The following is a 17,207-nucleotide window of genomic DNA, read 5'->3' on the forward strand; positions in this document are numbered from 1 at the left end:
ATATTGCCAAGTATCGTCAGCTGAATTTCTTCTTGGTTCTATCGATTAGTCAGAGGCTACACCTTACTGATAGAGTTTATCGGCTTAGAACCTGTATCAACTTAATTTTTTGCTCACTACTGAAACCAGTGCTAGTTAATAACACCGATATCGCATCGAACTGATTGCGGCTAACGCCACTAGAGCTAGCGGACATTGCTGCAGTCTTTGCAGGTACAATATCGTTAAGCTGCTTGTCCGACTCGACGCTAACTTTAGGTAAGTTGTGTACAGGCATGCTATTACTATAAACGTTGGACTTATCTTGCTCACTTGCCTGCTGCATATTCTGACTTGATAGACTGCGAGAAACTTGTCCAGCTGTTTGCTCATAGCCATTAAAGCGATTAATATTTTCCAACACCGCACTTTGCACGTCGGAAGAGTGCTGGACTGAAACTGCGACGTTCTCGGTTCGGACAGCCGAAACGTCAGCTCCATGCATAGATAATGTTTGAGGGGCACTGCCCGCTTGGACAAAAGGAGCAATGCACAAAGTCGCCAATATAAGGTGTTTAAACATAAGGAGTACCTATTTAAGGATGATGAGCAAGAAACTAGAGAATCCTCTAGTTTCCTGCTATTACAGGTTATTTAGTATCCGTTTTTGAACCACCAGCTCCTATGCCAAAGTTTTTGTATACTGATTCACTTGCACCATCCATTGTAAATGAACCCGGGCGCTGTGATGGTGGAAAGTCTTTATAAGTCGCTAAGTGCTCTTTTACTAGCTCATTGGCTTTATAAAATACAAAGACATTATCAAGCTCCCAAGACCAATAGTTATTCGAGTTGTGATCGGCACGCTCAAATGGATCTTGTCTTAGGTTAAAGATTTTAGGTAAACGCAACCAGGTAAACGGTTCAGCCCAAAGAGCCATCGTTTTCGCTCTTTGCTCACCGTAAACAACCTTCCAGTCAGTAGAGTGATCTTTACCACCGCCAACATAATCTGCTTGGTTATAACGAATAGCTACGATTTGTGCGTCAGCGTTATATTCAATGACCTGCTTACGAGGATCTTCTTTCGTACGACCTGCAAAATAATCATTCATGTTAAAGCCATCAAGATGGATCTTGAACTCTTTACCATTGGCTTTATAACCGCCTTTCAACAAGTCTTGCTTAATATTGCTATCACCAGCCGCTGCAGTAAGGGTCGGAAGGAAATCAAGCCCTGAAACCATGCCATTTAGCACTCGACCACCGCTCCAATCACCGGCAGGCCAACGTACAAATGCAGGAACGCGATAAGCGCCTTCCCAGTTTGTCTCTTTCTCGCCTCGGAAAGGCGTAATAGCCCCATCTGGCCACGCATTAAAGTGAGGACCATTATCGGTACCGTACATAACGATAGTATTGTCCTTCAACTTATTATCATCAAGATAATCAAGTAGTTCTCCTACATTTCTATCATGAGCCATCATGGCGTCATTATAGAAACCTTGTCCTGAAATACCTCTATCTTTAGGATTTATGTGAGTCTTGAAGTGCATCTTAGAAGAGTTCCACCACACAAAGAATGGTTTATGTGCAGCTTGTGCTTTGTCCATAAATTTAATGGCATGAGCGGTCACATCGTCATCAATAGTGCGCATGCGCTCTACCGTTAGCGGTCCTGTATCCTTTACCTCACCATCAGCCTTGGCCGAAATGACGCCTCGTGGACCATATTTTTCAAGGTACTTTGGATCTTTCGGATAGAAATCATGCTCTGGCTCTTCCATAGCATTTAAGTGGTATAAGAAACCATAAAACTCATCAAAGCCGTGGTTTGTAGGTAAGTCACGGTCGCGGTCACCAAGATGGTTTTTACCAAATTGCCCCGTCATATAGCCTTGGTTTTTAAGTGCTTCAGCGATGGTTAAATCATCATCAGCAATACCTTGAGGCGCTCCTGGAAGGCCAACTTTTGTCATGCCTGTTCTTAATCCATCTTGGCCAGTAATAAACGCACTTCGACCAGCAGTACAAGATTGCTCGCCATAGTAATCAGTGAATGCAACACCTTCATTGGCAATACGGTCGATGTTTGATGTCTCATACCCCATCAAGCCACGATTCCAATAGCTGATGTTCCAGGTACCTATATCATCGCCCCACATGACTAGGATATTAGGTTTTTGATTCGATTTCGGCGCTGGAGCTTCAGCTGCAACAGCATGCATTGACGAAAATGCTGATAAGGCAAGCATCGCGGTTGAAAGTAGTGTTTTTCTACTCGGAATATTCATGTGCATCTCTCTCTATTAACTTAAGTGAACACTCGATGCCTTACTCTTACGCAAATTGGCAGTAATGTTTGTATATAAACTTACTGTCGGCATCTCGATGTTCTATTTATTGTGGAGTCAACTAAAAAACAAATCACTCCAAATTCAATTCGAGGTGGATATTAATGTAAATATTTAGAAGAAAAAAACACTCTCGGTTAATAGTGAATTTAGTTTCATTCAGCTAAACAAATGTTCAATAAACAATAGAGAATAAAATAGTTAATTAACTCACATTTAATTCACATTTAAATATGGTTCAATTGATTAACCAACAAACTGGCATTAGGCTTATACCCTGCAAACAACCTTCTAGAAATTGTTATAAGGTTATTTAATAAATGCAAAGAAAAAATATTCAGTAAGTGATTAACTAAATTTAGTTGAACAACATGAACCACCTTAGTGCTCACGTAAGTGCTTAAATCATTAGATAAGTTAATTTTATTACTGAGTGATTTACACCTTAGAAATATAGATTAAAACATACCCTCACTGTTTGATAGGCATTTTTAATTATATAAACACAAGATAGAGATATTTACATGTCGAAATTATCATTATCCGATTCGCTACAGCAATTGTCTTTAGCATTAAGCAGACAAGTAGTTGGGCAGCAACATGTCGTCGATGCACTTATTATAGCTTTAGTTGCCGAAGGGCATGTATTACTTGAGGGGCTGCCAGGAACCGCAAAAACCCGTTCTGTAAGAGCATTGTCAAATTGTTTGGATGCTTCACTCGGACGCGTACAATTCACACCCGATTTAATGCCAAGTGATGTAATAGGCTATGAAACACTTGATAGTTCTGAAACAATGGTATTTAAAGAAGGCCCTGTTTTCACTAATATTTTACTTGCTGACGAGATTAATCGTGCCCCGCCAAAAGTACAATCCTCTTTACTCGAAGCCATGGAAGAGCGTCAAGTTACAGTCGGCGGAAAAACACATCCACTTCCCGAATTATTTATGGTGCTCGCCACACAAAACCCTATAGAACAAGAAGGGACTTACCCTTTGCCTGAAGCCCAGTTAGATCGGTTCTTAATGAAGATTACCGTCGATTACCCAATTAGAGAAGCTGAACTAGATATTTTACGCTTAGTAAAGAGTGAAGCCCTCCAACAAAAACCGAACTTTTCAATTGAACAATCTTTGCTGCTACAAGCCCGTGAAGCGATTTTAAACGTTTCTACCTCTGACAGTCTTGAACAGTACATAGTCGATATTGTGATGACGACTCGTTTCCCACAACAATTTAAAGACAGTGAGCTAAAAAATTGGATTCAAGTTGGCGCAAGCCCAAGAGCAACAATCGCATTGGAAAAATGCGCTCGCACACATGCATTTATTAAAGGCAAAGATTATGTCGATCCTGACGATGTAAGGGCTGTCGTCAATAGTGTCTTGGGGCACCGACTTATCTTAAGTTATGACGCTATTGCAGATGGTATATCAGCAAAGGATGTCGTTACTGAGATCATCAAGCGTGTTCCCGTCGCCTAAACGTTGAGATAGTTCCATGGATAATCGACTTTTTGTAGATCAAAAGCATTTGATTCTGTTACGCAAGATAGTAAAAAAAATGTCGTTGTGCACAACCTTCAAGCCCTCAGGCATATTAGCCGGGCGCAATCGTTCTAAATTGCGTGGTCAAGGACTCGATTTTGAAGAACTGCGCTCATATCGCGCTGGCGATAGCTTGAAAGATATTGACTGGAAGGCCTCCTCTCGCAGTGACAAAAAATTGGTGCGGGTTTTTACTGAAGAAACAGACAGACCCGCGATAATTTTATGTGACCAGCGCTCAACGATGCTATTTGGCAGTCAGGTTTATACTAAATCTGTTATTGCAGCCGAAATAGCAGCACTTATGGCATGGCTACTATTGGAGCGAGGTGATCGTGTTGGTGGTTTAATCATTGAAGATCAACAAGTCAGAGTGCAAATGCCCAATCGAAGCTCTATCGGTATATTAAGCTACTTAAATCAACTAGCCACGGCTAACAAACAGCTAAAGAACTTTACTGCACCGCTAAAGCCTACTCCATCAATCACTAAACAGTTAACAGACGCTAGTGTGCTTTTGGGACGCAGCGGAACATTAGTGGTAATCACAGACGGAGAGGGACTTACTACGACGGACGTTGCTTTTATAAAGCAGCTTGCCGTTAAACACAATATTATAATGCTGCTCGTCAATGATGAGCTTGAGCTAGATTACCGCCGTGCTGAAGGCTTGGCTATTTCAGATGGTAATCTACAGTATGAACTGACTAACAATGCTGTAGACGCTGATAAGTTTCAACAAGATAGTGCAAAGCGCATATGCAACTTACGCCAAGCACTGCGGGCAACGCAGCTACCTTTCGGCACATTAAACACCATTGAACCATCCCAAAAACAGTTGACGACTTTATTGATGGGCGGTAGAAAATGAGCTGGTTTTCAATCCCAAAGCCTGAAAACTTCGGTAATTATATGCTTACTGACTTTCAGCCCATGATAATGCCACACCCTGTGTCATTATTACCTCAAACGCCCGTAGCAAAAATGATTGTAATGCTATTTATTCTATTGAGCCTATATGTTGTCTACCGTTGCTACCGTAATTGGAAATTAAATGCCTATCGACGTGATGCCCTCAAAGACCTAAAACGCTACGGAAAAACCAGTAACGAACTGATGATTGCCTCAATACCTTTAGTGTTAAAGCACACTGCAATGCATGCATACCCAGATCAAGCGATCGCTAGCTTAATGGGGGACGATTGGGCAACATTTTTAAATCAGCAAGTTTGCAAAAATCAGTTTGATACACACTTAGCCAGCCAACTCATTAAAGTGAGTTTCCAATCAGAAGGAGCTTGGAAGCACGATAAGGTAAGCAATCAAGCCTTACTCAACACTGCGCTCTACTGGATTAAACATCATCAGCAGGCAAAAAAATGATCACTTTATTAAACCCCTACTGGTTATTCATATTACCTTTGCCTTTAGCTGTTTACTTTATGGCTCCTGCGTTTAAAGTAAGTGAGCGCGCCATACGAGTTCCCTTCTTTGCCCGTCTGTTAAGGGTTACAGGAAAGAAAGCCCACCAAGCTAGCAGAGTTATGCAGCCAATACGTATGCAAAAAATTGCGCTAGTGGTTACATGGGCAATCTTGGTGCTATGTTTAGCTCAACCAGCCATAATAGGGAAATCTTTCGAGATACAGAAAACAGCGCGTGATCTGATGGTCGCTGTCGACTTATCTAAATCAATGAACACCGCAGATTTCCCAAGTGAAAATGCTTCAAAAATTAAACGCTGGGATGCTCTGGAAAGTCTGCTAACTAGATTTTCGGCTCAGCGAAAAGGCGATCGACTAGGGCTAATCGCTTTCGGTTCTGGTGCTTACGTCCAGGTGCCGTTCACCGCAGATATTGCGACATGGCAATTGATGTTAACTGGATTAACTACTGACATTGCTGGCCCAGCAACGGCAATTGGAGATGCTATTGGGCTTAGCTTACGTACATTCGACAAATCAACATCGAAACAAAAAGTACTATTACTGGTCACTGATGGCGCAGATACCGCCAGTAGCTTACCGCCGATAGAAGCCGCTAAAGTTGCCAAAGCTAAAGGGGTACAGATTTATACCATCGCAATAGGCGACCCTAAAACGCAAGCCAAAGATGAAAGAGTCGATATAAAAACGCTCCAATTGGTCTCTAGCTTAACCGGCGGTCATTCATTTATAGCTGCGAGTAAAGGCGCGTTAGAGCAAGTATTAGATGAAGTTAATCAAATTGCTCCAAGCCAATTTAGTAGTCAAACCTACCAACCAACAACATTACTCTATCCGCACTTACTAATAGGGTTAGTATCATTCTACTTTTGTATGTGGACAGTGTTGTCGGTGCTAGAAGTTAAACAGAGGAGGCACAGGCATGTTTGATTCAATTGCTACTGACTTTCACTTTCTTTCGCCACAGTTTCTTTGGCTATTAATGCCTATAGCCGCACTAGTTATCTATCGCGTCGCAAGAGATCGCCTTAAGAACAAAGCTTTCAGTCGCACTGCGATCGCTCCTCATTTAATGGCGTTACTGATTACAAAAAGTAATAGTACTAAAAACACTGGGCCATTATTAGCGGTCACAATGATATTAGTTCTTATCGTCATTGCGTTAGCACAACCTGTTTGGCAGCATAAAAACGCCGAAACTGATCATACTTCACCGCTTATTATCGTGATGGATCAATCGCTATCGATGAAGCAAAAAGATGTTTCACCGAATCGTAACTTACGAGCTCAGTTTTTGATTAACCGACTGTTCACTCATGGGGTTAATCGCCCTATTAGCATTGTAGCGGTTAGCGGTAGCACACATATTTTATTACCCCCAACTAACGATGTAGAGTTGGCCTCACTGTATCTATCATATTTAAGCCCTGAATTGATGCCTACTGAAGGTGGAGATGCCGCACAACTGGCAAAACGAATAAAATCAACTCCTTCTTTGAACAAGCAAGGCACTGGGTTGGTATTAGTGACAGACGGGTTACAAACAGGAGTGAGTTCTCTAAAGAAACTATTGGCCGACAATCACATTAGCAGCGTAGCTTTGGCATTTACCGAAATGGGTAAACAAACTGCAGACGAACTAGGCATCCCTGTCATTCAAGCAGATCGACTGCCAAGTAATAGCATGGCTTTAATCAATACCGTAGCTAACATGCCCCTACAAGCCAATAGTGATGATAACAATTGGCAGGATGAGTCTTTCTATCTTCTGTTAGCCACGGCCTCATTAATACTGTTGTGGTTTAGAAAAGGTTGGACCCTTAATTGGAGTTTTATGTTACTTTTCTGCCTATTGACTCCCGTTCAACATGCCAAAGCCTCTCCAATAGATTGGCTATTAACCAAAGATCAGCAAGCTATGATCTATGTCTATAATGGCAATTATCAACAAGCTAAGGCCCTTTTTGACGATACTCATTGGAAAGCAATGTCATGCTATTACACTGAGGATTTTAAATGTGCGCAAAATGAGTTTTCTAAAATTGGCGATGTTGACTCCATTTTTAACATGGCTGACGCAGCATCCCAAGACGGCCGCTACAAAACAGCTCGAGAGCTCTATAAAGGGCTTCTCACCTTACAACCTAAATACCCTGGAGCGCAGCATAACTTAGCGATTGTTGAGGAGATAATTAGCAAAATAAACGGTTTAAGCGAATCATATCAGAGCACTAATCCGCCCTCTAAAAATGGCAAGCCACCTCCTAAGGATGCCAATGAGATCGCCGATGGTAGCAAGAAAAAAGTCATAGGAGAGTTGCCTAAATCCACCTTAAAAGCCGCTGACATTCTAAAAAGTAGCGCCGCGACAGAGCAATGGCTTCGGGATATAAGCCGAGATCCGCGTCAGTTTATTCGGCTCAAATTTTTATCGGAATTCAATCGAGATAACGAGGACATGCAATGAATATTTCATCATTATCTCAATACGTTATAAAAGTTATTTCGAACAAACAGGGACATTACTGGGTAAGATTACCTTACTGCTTAGCAGTGATCTTGATACTAATTTTCGTATCTAACGTCGCTTTAGCTGCTGAGACTCCAATAGATAAAGCGAAAGCATTAGTCGTAAAACTTAGCGTTGATAACAGCAAAGTTGCACCAGGACAACAAGTGAATGTTAATTTACTAATTGCCACACCAAGTTACTTTGTCGATAGCGCTGAATTTAACTTACCTGTGGTTGATAACGCCTTAGTGGTTAATGAATCAACCTATCGCGCAAGTGGTAGTACGATGATCGACGGGAAAAGATATAGCAGCCAGCGGTGGAGTTTTCAAATCTATCCCAATCAGCCTGGGGTTTATTCAATTCCACCGATGCGAGTTACAGCATTTGTAGCCGATGATGAAGGTAAGCCTGTTGCTGTTACAAAGAAAATTCAGGGGTTTGTATTAGTAGCGATGCAACCTTCGGCGATGGGAAATAGCAAGCATTACTTGGTTTCAAACGATTTGAAAATTAGTGATGACTGGTCTATTTCAAATAGTGACAAAAAGTTTAATGATTATGATTCAACCAATAATAAAATACAGCTAAGCGCAGGTGATATTATTGAAAGAACACTACAGATAAAAGCCAGTAAGACCTCACGGTTAACCATCCCCTCCACCCAGTTCATTGTGCCTGCAGGAGTTAGCCTTATGCTTTCAGAGCCTGAGCTAGAGTCTCATTATAATAGAGGCAATAGTTACGCGACTATTTCACAGCATATTAGCTACTCTATTGACGAACCGGGACAATATAATCTAGGCGGTGAAATGATAAACTGGTGGGATCCAGTAAAAAAAATCAAACAACAACAAATACTTGTTGGCAAGCAGATCGATGCGGGAGGGATCCCTTGGCAACGCATTTTGCTAGTCTTAGCTGTGGTTATGTTAGTGGCAATCATCTTTTTCTTGTATAAATATTGGCAGCCTACACTCTACAGTTATAAACGACATCTACTAACACTGATCAACGGCAGCAGAGCCAAACAGATCTCGCTGTATTATCAACAGCTAGATAGCAACTCCAAACAGCCACAGGCTCAGTTACGTGATCTCAATGGTAAGCCATTAGAAACAGCCAATGAGATGTTAAAAGCCGTATACGGATGCGTAAAGCCTTGGCCTAATATAAGTCGCCGAATTAGACTCTATTGGCAATGTAGTAAAAGAAAGTAGAAACATTCCCGATAATTTGTAAACTGAAACATAAACGTTTTACTCGAGTGACTATTTATTACACATTTAAAATGTAGCTATAAACACTCATTTCTAATTTAAGCCTTAGACTCAAGTACTAATTACAAAAAACGCAGCTAATATAGCTGCGTTTTTATCATTCAAGTTTCGAAACTAGTCACCGAAATCATCAACTAGAATGTTTTCAGGCTCAACACCTAAGCTTTCTAGCAAGTTAATCACTGAAGAGTTCATCATTATTGTAGGGGCAGACATGCTTGATTACACAGCGCTTCTTTTTTTAGAGCCTGACTATAGACCCACACTTTGTGCTCAAGCTTTAGATACAAAAAACGCAGCTACTATAGCTGCGGTTTTATCATTAAAGCTTCGAAACTAGTCACCGAAATCATCAAGCAGAATGTTTTCAGGCACAACACCTAAGCTTTCTAGCAAGTTCATCACTGAAGAGTTCATCATTATTGTAGGGCCACACATGTTTGATTACGCAGCGATACTTTTTAGAAAGGAGGATAAAAGTGAAAGTAAACCGATAAAATAGAGAGGAAATTAACGAGCTAATACATTGTTGACGACTAACAGTTTGCATTAAATGTAAAAGCAATACTAGTAAACACCAGTACTGCTTTTTACCTATACCAAAGGTGTCATCAATGTATAAATCTAACAGGCTCATGTAGAGAAGAAGCTCGTTATCTTAGTTAATGACTCCTAACAATCATGAGATAATTAGAAGCGCCCTACGATACTCGCTGATAAGTTAACACCGTCTACATCAGAATCGATTGTTTTACCCGCATCGAATGTAGCGGAGAAAGTATCGGAGAACTGCCACCAATAACCGGTATTAATAGTGTACTGGCTTAGGCCGTCATCTCGATAGTTTGCCCCGACATACCAAGAATTAGTAACATACCAATTAGCGCCGACATTATATGTATCGTCAAAATCTGTATGAGACCAGCGGGCAGAAAGATCAACTCCTGCAGTCGACTCTAAGGCGATAAAACTACGAACTGCTAATCCATATTGCTCTACTGCATTATCATCGCCATCTGAATAAAATGCAGACACAGCAGAAGAGGAATTGAAATAATAACCGACTTCTGCTCTATAACTATTGCTATCACGATTATCAACACTTGCTCTACCGTATCCGGCTGAGACAAACCAATTTGAGTCAAATACAAATGTACCATCGATATCTAATGCGTTAACATCAAAATTAGCTATATCATAATGTAAGTAATTAGCGCCAAGGTTTGATTTTTGAGCAAGAAAACCATTAAGTGCAAATGGACCATTATTTTGATCGACTGCTTCAAAATAGTATCTATACGCGACATTCCAAACTCCATCGCTGACTTCTTCAGAATTAGTGCTGTACCTGACACTCGCTTCATTTTGAAACTCATTATCTGCCGCAAAAGTAGAAGGTGCAGCAGCACTAAGCAGCAAAGCTAATGCAATTGGTGTTTTTTTCATTATTTATTCCCTTAAATGACTAATTAACACTAAGAGAGCAAGATCAGATTACCAACCTGTTGAAGGGCTTTATGATATGAAATATGTCCTTTGTTTTACTAGCGTATACTTCAAGTTAACGCCTTCGCTCTCCTAGCGAATTTGCAATATAATATAACTAACAGTTAAATGTAAATAAATTACTTTTATTTGCAGTCACTTATGCCGTAAAACCCGATAAAACATAGATTTAGACTGTCCTGTACAACCACACTTAAAAGCCTTTCTGTATTATGAATACTCTAAAAACAAAAACGCAGCTAAAATAGCTGCGTTTTCTTATTTAAACGATTGAGCTTCTCTTAATCACCGAAATCATCAAGTAGAATGTTTTCAGGCTCAACACCTAAGCTTTCTAGCAAGTTAATCACTGATGAATTCATGATCGGAGGGCCACACATGTAGAACTCACAATCTTCTGGCGCTTTATGGTCACGCAAATAATTTTCAAACAATACATTGTGAATAAAGCCAGTGTAACCGGTCCAGTTATCTTCAGGTAACGGATCCGATAGCGCAACATGCCAGACAAAGTTTTCGTTCTCAGCAGCTAACATGTCGAAATCTTCTTGATAGAACACTTCACGTGTTGAGCGTGCACCGTACCAAAAACTCATCTTACGTTGCGTCTTTTTGCTCTTTAGCTGATCGAAGATATGTGAACGCATCGGTGCCATACCCGCGCCACCACCAACAAAGATCATCTCGGCATCGGTCTCTTTAACGAAGAATTCGCCAAATGGACCAGAGATAGTGACTTTATCACCGGCCTTAAGGTTAAAGATGTACGATGACATTTTTCCAGGCGCCACTTTATCATTAGGTGGCGTCGCAATACGCACGTTAAGCATGATACGCCCTTTTTCATCAGGGTAGTTCGCCATCGAGTATGCACGTAATACGTCCTCGTCAACTTTTGAGACGAGCTTAAATAGGTCATACTTTTCCCAATCATCACGATACTCAGCGGGAATATCGAAGTCTGCGTAATTGACAGTATGTGCAGGTGCTTCAATTTGAATATAACCACCCGCTTTGAAAAGAACGTCTTCGCCTTCAGGTAGTTTTAACAATAACTCTTTAATGAAAGTCGCAGTGTTATTGTTAGAGATCACTTCACATTGCCACTTCTTAACGCCAAAGATCTCCTCTTCTACCTCAAGCTCCATATCTGTTTTAACTGAGACCTGACAGGCTAAACGACATCCCTCTTTTGCCTCTTTCTTACTGATATGGTCACGTTCTGTCGGCAAAATATCACCGCCACCCGATTTTACCGTTACTCGGCATTGACCACATGTACCACCACCGCCACAAGCTGATGGGATAAAGATATTTTTTCCCGCCAATGCGCCAAGCAGTTTGTCGCCCGCTGCTGTTGAAATGCTTTTTTCAGCGTCATCATTTATACGGATATTCACATCACCCGTAGAGACCAATTTACTTTTGGCGAATAAAATCACCATGACCAACATGCTTACCACTACGGTGAACATCCCGATACCAATTGCCATTTCCATCGAATTTACCTTTTGTTTAATTCGTTTTCATTAAGCTGTTTAACTAAACAGGCTTAAATAGAAATACCAGAGAAAGCCATAAAGCCTAGTGCCATCAAACCGGTGGTAATAAACACAATACCTATGCCCTGCAGGCCTTCAGGTATTGCATGGAATTTCATCCGCTCACGTAATCCAGCGAGCATTACAATCGCCATTGCCCAGCCAAAGCCTGAACCGGCGGCGAATACCACTGACTCACCCAGAGAGTAGTCACGGTTTGCCATAAAGATAACACCGGCAAAAATCGCACAGTTTACCGTTAGCAAAGGCAAGAAAATACCAAGAGAGTCATACAATGCTGGAATGTACTTATCTAAAAACATCTCTAAGATCTGTACCAAGGCAGCAATAACACCAATAAAGGTGATTAACTGTAAATAGCTTAAATCTAATGCAGGGTAACCAGCCCAAGCTAACGCTCCAGGCGCTAAGACATTGGCGTAAATTATTTGGTTAAGTGGCACAGCTAACGTCATCACTACGATAACTGCAATCCCCAATCCGAAAGAGGTCGACACTTTCTTAGACACGGCTAAAAAAGTACACATTCCCATGAAGAATGACAGTGCCATGTTGTCGATAAACGCAGCCTGAATAAACAGGTTTATATAATGTTCCATATCGCCTACTACCCTCGCTTACGCTGAATGACGTTAATTGACCAGATCATCAAACCAATTAAGAAGAACGCACTTGGTGGTAGCTTGAACATCTCATTCGCCAAATACCAACCGCCGTTTTCAACGGTTTTCAAAATTTCATGGCCAAACAAGGTACCGCTACCTAGTAGTTCACGAACAAACGCCACCCCCAATAAGATCACGCCATATCCCATTGCATTACCAACAGCATCAACCACAGCAAGGTGTGGAGGATTCTTCATAGCAAATGCTTCAGCACGCCCCATGATGATACAGTTGGTGATAATCAAACCAACGAATACTGACAGCTGACGCGATAACTCATATGCTACATCTTGCAATACCATGTCAACGATAATTACTAATGACGCTATGACAGTCATTTGCGCAATAATGCGAACGCTATTTGGAATAAGCGAGCGAATTGTCGAGATAATTAAGTTTGAAAATACCAGTACAAATGTCACCGCTAATGTCATCACTAATGCGGTTTGCATTGAGTTACTGACAGCTAGTGCCGAACAGACCCCAAGTACTTGCATAGCCACTGGGTTATTGCTAAAAATAGGACTGGTTAAAATGTCACGAGTTGATGCTGTTTGAGTACTCATCACTTAGCCTCCGACGCTTTTAGCTTACTTAGGAACGTTTCAAAACCGTCAGCGCCAAACCAAAACTGCACTGCTCGTTGAACACCGCGGCCTGTCATGGTTGCGCCACTGACAGCATCAACACCATGAACATCTCCAGCCTTAGCACCGCCTTTAACGACTTTAAAAGAGACTTTACCTTTTTCATTGAATAGCTGCTTACCATGCCATTTGTCGGTCCACTCTGAGTCATTAAGAAAATCACCAATACCTGGTGTTTCACCATGTTCATAGAAAACGACATTTTCAATGGTGTTAAAGTCTGGTTGCAATGCAACATAACCATAAACCATCGACCACAAGCCTTTACCGTAAATCGGCATCACGACAGCCTCTAGCTGGTTATTATCGCCAAAGACCTTAAATACGCGCACTTGATTAGCACGAGTTTTGATTTTGGCTTTATCTTGCTTCTTCTCAAGCTTAACTGACGTTTCTGGGTTAATTGCCGCCATTTTGTCATCAAAATCTAAGACATTAACTTCCGAGCCAGTAGCAATATCACCAGTCTCGAGCGTTACTAATAAAGGCTTAACGCCCTTGTCGAATATCGCTCTAAAGTCTTTATCAGCAATGTCGACATCTGCAGCTATTAATACGTTGCGCTTAAGTTCGTCACGTTTTTTGACCAACTTGCGCTCTTTTAGCAGCTCTGCGGTCCCAGTGATCATAAATGAACACAATAAGCAGAGGGTCACGGTGAAAATCATCGTGCCCAAAAATGAATCTTTCTTAAATGCCATTACGCTTTATTCCCCGTATTGACCTGCTTTGCACTTTTAGGCATGCGATAGAGTAGGTACTCAAATATCGCCTCCCAGAGTTTGGCTAATAACATCGCTGGCATCGCCACAGCAATAGCATTAGTTTTTTGTTCAGCTTTAAAGACCATTACGTTTCAGTCTCCGTTTAATATTGGCTTTAGCAACTAGGTAATCAAAAATTGGCGCCCATAGGTTAGCGAACAAAATCGCTAGCATGATGCCTTCCGGCATCTTTGGATTAACGACTCGAATAAGCACGGTCATAAAACCAATTAACAGTCCATAGGCCACCTTACCTTTACGGGTATAAGATGTGGTCACTGGATCTGTCGCCATGAACATCATTGCGATAGCAAAACCGCCCGTCACTAAATGCCAAGTCCACGGCATAGCAAACAGCTCATTTTTAGATGAGCCTATAATGTTAAAGAGCGTCGCTGTTGCTATCATGCCAGCAAGTACACCAGCAACAATGCGCCAGTCAGCAAGGCGAGTAAGGATTAGGAATCCGCCACCGATGAGTAATGCCAGAGTGCTAGTTTCACCAATCGCACCCACTGTAAAACCAAAGAATGCATTCCACCAGTTAGGATCAGTAAACGCTTCATACCATGCATAATCAGCAAAGCTCATCTTGCCTGCTGCTGTTTGCATTAACGTTGTCGCACCAGAGAAGCCATCTACCGCAACGAGTTGAGTAACAGCGGTAACCTGTGATGGATAGGCAAAGTAGATAAACGCCAAACCGGCAAGAGCAGGGTTAAGAAAGTTATAACCCATACCACCGAACACCTCTTTTGCCATAATGACGCCAAAGGTTATTCCCATCGCCACTAGCCATAGCGGTGTTGAAACAGGCAAGATCAAGGTAAATAGCAAAGCAGTAACAAAGAAGCCTTCGTGTAGTTCTTGACCGCGTACCTTAGCAAATACCATTTCCCAAAACAGACTCACTAATAGCGCTGTTATATAGATAGGTGCATACAAGCTTATGCCGTAAATAACTAAACCAATAAAGCCTGTTTGCTCAGTCATGCCACCAAAAATGGCATTAAAAGGAATAAGCTGCCACACGCTAGAAGCTTCTAAGCCTGATGCTACAGCAATCTGTGCTTGTAGGCCGATGTTGTAGATACCAAACAAAATGGCTGGCAATAAGCATAAACCCACGATGGTCATGGTTCTTTTTACATCAATGGCATCTCGAACATGTACTTTACCTTTAGTACTTCGACCATGAGCCACCAGTAAAGAGTGCAAATAACCCTTTACTGAGTTGCCCGGAGCATAATAATCCTCTTGGATATCGGGCTTTTTATCTTGTTGACTCATCAACCTTCCCTCTCAATAATTTCTAAACAAGCACGCAGTTCTTTACCAAAATCGTACTTGCCGGGACACACAAAGGTACATAATGCTAAATCTTCTTCATCAAGTTCCAATGCACCTAAAGCTTGCGCTTCATCAGTATCTCTAACAACGAGATCCCGCACTAACAGCGTTGGCAAAATATCAAGCGGCATCACTCGGTCTAGTTGACCAAAAGCCATCATTGCGCGAGCCGAGCCGCCTGTATGGGTGGTTAAGTTAAATAGCTTTTTAGCGCCTTTAAGACGTGAAGTAACCGCACGGGTAATGGAGAATTTTTCAGAACCACCTCTCACCCATGGCAATAGGTGATGTTGTGAATCTTCTTGAAGCACACTGATTTGATTATGAAAACGTCCGAGGAAATCATGGACGCCAGAAGCAGTATGGCCCGACAAAACAGAACCAGAAACCACACGAGAGTTCCCTTCTTGTAGTTCACCAGCAACCACTTCTGATAAACAAGCGCCAGTTTGAACACGAACTAATCGCGGCTTAGTAACATCAGGACCAGCAAGAGCAACAACGCGGTCAGTGTAGATCTCACCAGTTAAAAAGAGTTTGCCGTATGCAATCACATCTTGATAACCCAAATGCCAAACTGGACGTTCAAGACTTGCGGGCTTTACAAAATGAATATGAGTGCCAACTAAGCCCGCAGGATGTACGCCTTCAAAATAATGATTGCTTACATGAGGCAATTCGCTGCCAGGTAACTTCTCGCCTGGCGCTTGACTCAAATGAACTTTACCGTCAGTGAGTTGACCTAAAACAGCAAGCCCTGCTGAAAATGCATCCGCTTGTTCTGCAATAACAATCAGCGGGTTAGCAGCCAATGGGTTACTGTCCATCGCGCTGACAAAAATGCCTGCTGGAGTGGTGTCTAAATGTGGAACACGAGAAAAAGGACGCGTACGTAATGCCGTCCACAACCCGCTATCAACTAGCTTAGCTTGCACTTGGCTACGATTTAACGCTTGGATATCTTCATCAATACCAAAATGAATTGAGTCACCTTGGTTGCATTCAATGACGATTGACTGAAAAAGCCTACGCTCGCCACGGTTGATAGCAATGATTTTGCCGCTAGCCGGTGCAGTAAACTTAACGCCAATATTCTTTTTATCTTCAAAAAGAACTTGACCCTTTTGCACCTGATCGCCGATCTCTACTAACATCGTTGGTTTTAAACCAACATATTCCTCTCCCAAAAGTGCAACATGGGAGCAAGGTTTGCTAGCGTCAACAACCTGCTTAGGCTCGCCAGCGATTGGCACGTCGAGGCCTTTTTTCACTGTTATAACTGGGTTTGAATAACCTGTCATCACAAACATCAACCGTTAAATAATTGGATGACTAATAGTAGTTGTTTGTTAACTAATATTCCACGTTTGACATCACACTTCCCTGCTGATCTTGTAACTTACATACAAAAAAGCGCTTAGCCAAGCAGGTATAGGGCATTTGTTTTGTATATAGTTAACTCAAGCGGCTATTAATGTAATTTTACAACAAAAAAGAGGGTGATTTTCAAAGAACAAATACAGGCTCTGACTAGCAAAAATGGTAAAAAACTTGAAGTGCAGCATGACCTCTCACGCTAACTCACTTTCACAA

Annotated in this window: 16 protein-coding genes; 6 read left to right on the top strand and 10 right to left on the bottom strand. The window is 41.7% G+C overall.

The window, feature by feature from the left end:
* Positions 1–76: 76 nt before the first annotated feature.
* Together L2730_RS11215 and L2730_RS11220 are read right to left on the bottom strand one after the other, a co-directional pair.
* Positions 77–562 (bottom strand): hypothetical protein, encoded by a 486-nt coding sequence (locus tag L2730_RS11215; protein ID WP_248974679.1) that lies wholly within the window; start codon positions 560–562, stop codon positions 77–79.
* A 67-nt stretch (positions 563–629) separates the two neighbouring features.
* Positions 630–2,273, bottom strand: coding sequence for an arylsulfatase (locus L2730_RS11220; protein ID WP_248974680.1), 1,644 nt, complete (start codon positions 2,271–2,273; stop codon positions 630–632).
* A gap of 584 nt (positions 2,274–2,857) precedes the next feature.
* Between L2730_RS11220 and L2730_RS11225 the strand changes: the two genes are divergently transcribed.
* From L2730_RS11225 to L2730_RS11250, 6 genes are all read left to right on the top strand, one after another.
* Positions 2,858–3,820 (top strand): AAA family ATPase, encoded by a 963-nt coding sequence (locus tag L2730_RS11225; RefSeq protein WP_248974681.1) that lies wholly within the window; start codon positions 2,858–2,860, stop codon positions 3,818–3,820.
* Between the two features lie 79 nt (positions 3,821–3,899).
* Positions 3,900–4,754 (top strand): DUF58 domain-containing protein, encoded by an 855-nt coding sequence (locus L2730_RS11230; protein WP_248974682.1) that lies wholly within the window; start codon positions 3,900–3,902, stop codon positions 4,752–4,754.
* The gene (locus L2730_RS11235; protein ID WP_248974683.1) at positions 4,751–5,266 is read left to right on the top strand and encodes a DUF4381 domain-containing protein; all 516 of its coding nucleotides are present in this window, start codon (positions 4,751–4,753) and stop codon (positions 5,264–5,266) included. Before L2730_RS11230 ends, L2730_RS11235 begins: the two co-directional genes overlap by 4 nt.
* Complete coding sequence (locus tag L2730_RS11240; protein ID WP_248974684.1) at positions 5,263–6,258, top strand: VWA domain-containing protein; 996 nt, start codon at positions 5,263–5,265, stop codon at positions 6,256–6,258. The genes L2730_RS11235 and L2730_RS11240 overlap by 4 nt, the downstream gene beginning before the upstream one ends.
* A complete protein-coding gene (locus tag L2730_RS11245; RefSeq protein ID WP_248974685.1) occupies positions 6,251–7,795 on the top strand; it encodes a VWA domain-containing protein in 1,545 nt (514 codons plus the stop codon). Before L2730_RS11240 ends, L2730_RS11245 begins: the two co-directional genes overlap by 8 nt.
* Complete coding sequence (locus L2730_RS11250; protein WP_248974686.1) at positions 7,792–9,060, top strand: BatD family protein; 1,269 nt, start codon at positions 7,792–7,794, stop codon at positions 9,058–9,060. Before L2730_RS11245 ends, L2730_RS11250 begins: the two co-directional genes overlap by 4 nt.
* A 750-nt stretch (positions 9,061–9,810) precedes the next feature.
* Here L2730_RS11250 and L2730_RS11255 read toward each other — a convergent pair.
* From L2730_RS11255 to L2730_RS11290, 8 genes are all read right to left on the bottom strand, one after another.
* Positions 9,811–10,566 carry a putative porin gene (locus L2730_RS11255; RefSeq protein ID WP_248974687.1) on the bottom strand — a complete coding sequence of 252 codons (756 nt, stop codon included), beginning with the start codon at positions 10,564–10,566 and terminating at the stop codon, positions 9,811–9,813.
* Between the two features lie 341 nt (positions 10,567–10,907).
* Positions 10,908–12,125, bottom strand: coding sequence for an NADH:ubiquinone reductase (Na(+)-transporting) subunit F (gene nqrF, locus L2730_RS11260; protein ID WP_044555908.1), 1,218 nt, complete (start codon positions 12,123–12,125; stop codon positions 10,908–10,910).
* Positions 12,126–12,178: 53 nt separating this feature from the next.
* A complete protein-coding gene (nqrE, locus tag L2730_RS11265; protein ID WP_020912964.1) occupies positions 12,179–12,787 on the bottom strand; it encodes an NADH:ubiquinone reductase (Na(+)-transporting) subunit E in 609 nt (202 codons plus the stop codon).
* A gap of 8 nt (positions 12,788–12,795) precedes the next feature.
* Positions 12,796–13,419 (bottom strand): NADH:ubiquinone reductase (Na(+)-transporting) subunit D, encoded by a 624-nt coding sequence (locus L2730_RS11270; RefSeq protein WP_248974688.1) that lies wholly within the window; start codon positions 13,417–13,419, stop codon positions 12,796–12,798.
* Positions 13,419–14,201: a Na(+)-translocating NADH-quinone reductase subunit C gene (locus L2730_RS11275; RefSeq protein WP_248974689.1), complete on the bottom strand. Its 783-nt coding sequence runs from the start codon at positions 14,199–14,201 to the stop codon at positions 13,419–13,421. Before L2730_RS11275 ends, L2730_RS11270 begins: the two co-directional genes overlap by 1 nt.
* Positions 14,201–14,350 carry a hypothetical protein gene (locus L2730_RS11280; protein ID WP_248974690.1) on the bottom strand — a complete coding sequence of 50 codons (150 nt, stop codon included), beginning with the start codon at positions 14,348–14,350 and terminating at the stop codon, positions 14,201–14,203. The genes L2730_RS11275 and L2730_RS11280 overlap by 1 nt, the downstream gene beginning before the upstream one ends.
* Complete coding sequence (locus L2730_RS11285; RefSeq protein ID WP_248974691.1) at positions 14,340–15,554, bottom strand: NADH:ubiquinone reductase (Na(+)-transporting) subunit B; 1,215 nt, start codon at positions 15,552–15,554, stop codon at positions 14,340–14,342. Before L2730_RS11285 ends, L2730_RS11280 begins: the two co-directional genes overlap by 11 nt.
* Entirely contained in the window at positions 15,554–16,915 is a 1,362-nt protein-coding gene (locus L2730_RS11290; RefSeq protein WP_248974740.1) for a Na(+)-translocating NADH-quinone reductase subunit A, read from the bottom strand. Before L2730_RS11290 ends, L2730_RS11285 begins: the two co-directional genes overlap by 1 nt.
* Between the last annotated feature and the right edge of the window lie 292 nt (positions 16,916–17,207).

It is taken from the genome of Shewanella kaireitica (assembly GCF_023284045.1).
Lineage (GTDB): Bacteria > Pseudomonadota > Gammaproteobacteria > Enterobacterales > Shewanellaceae > Shewanella > Shewanella kaireitica.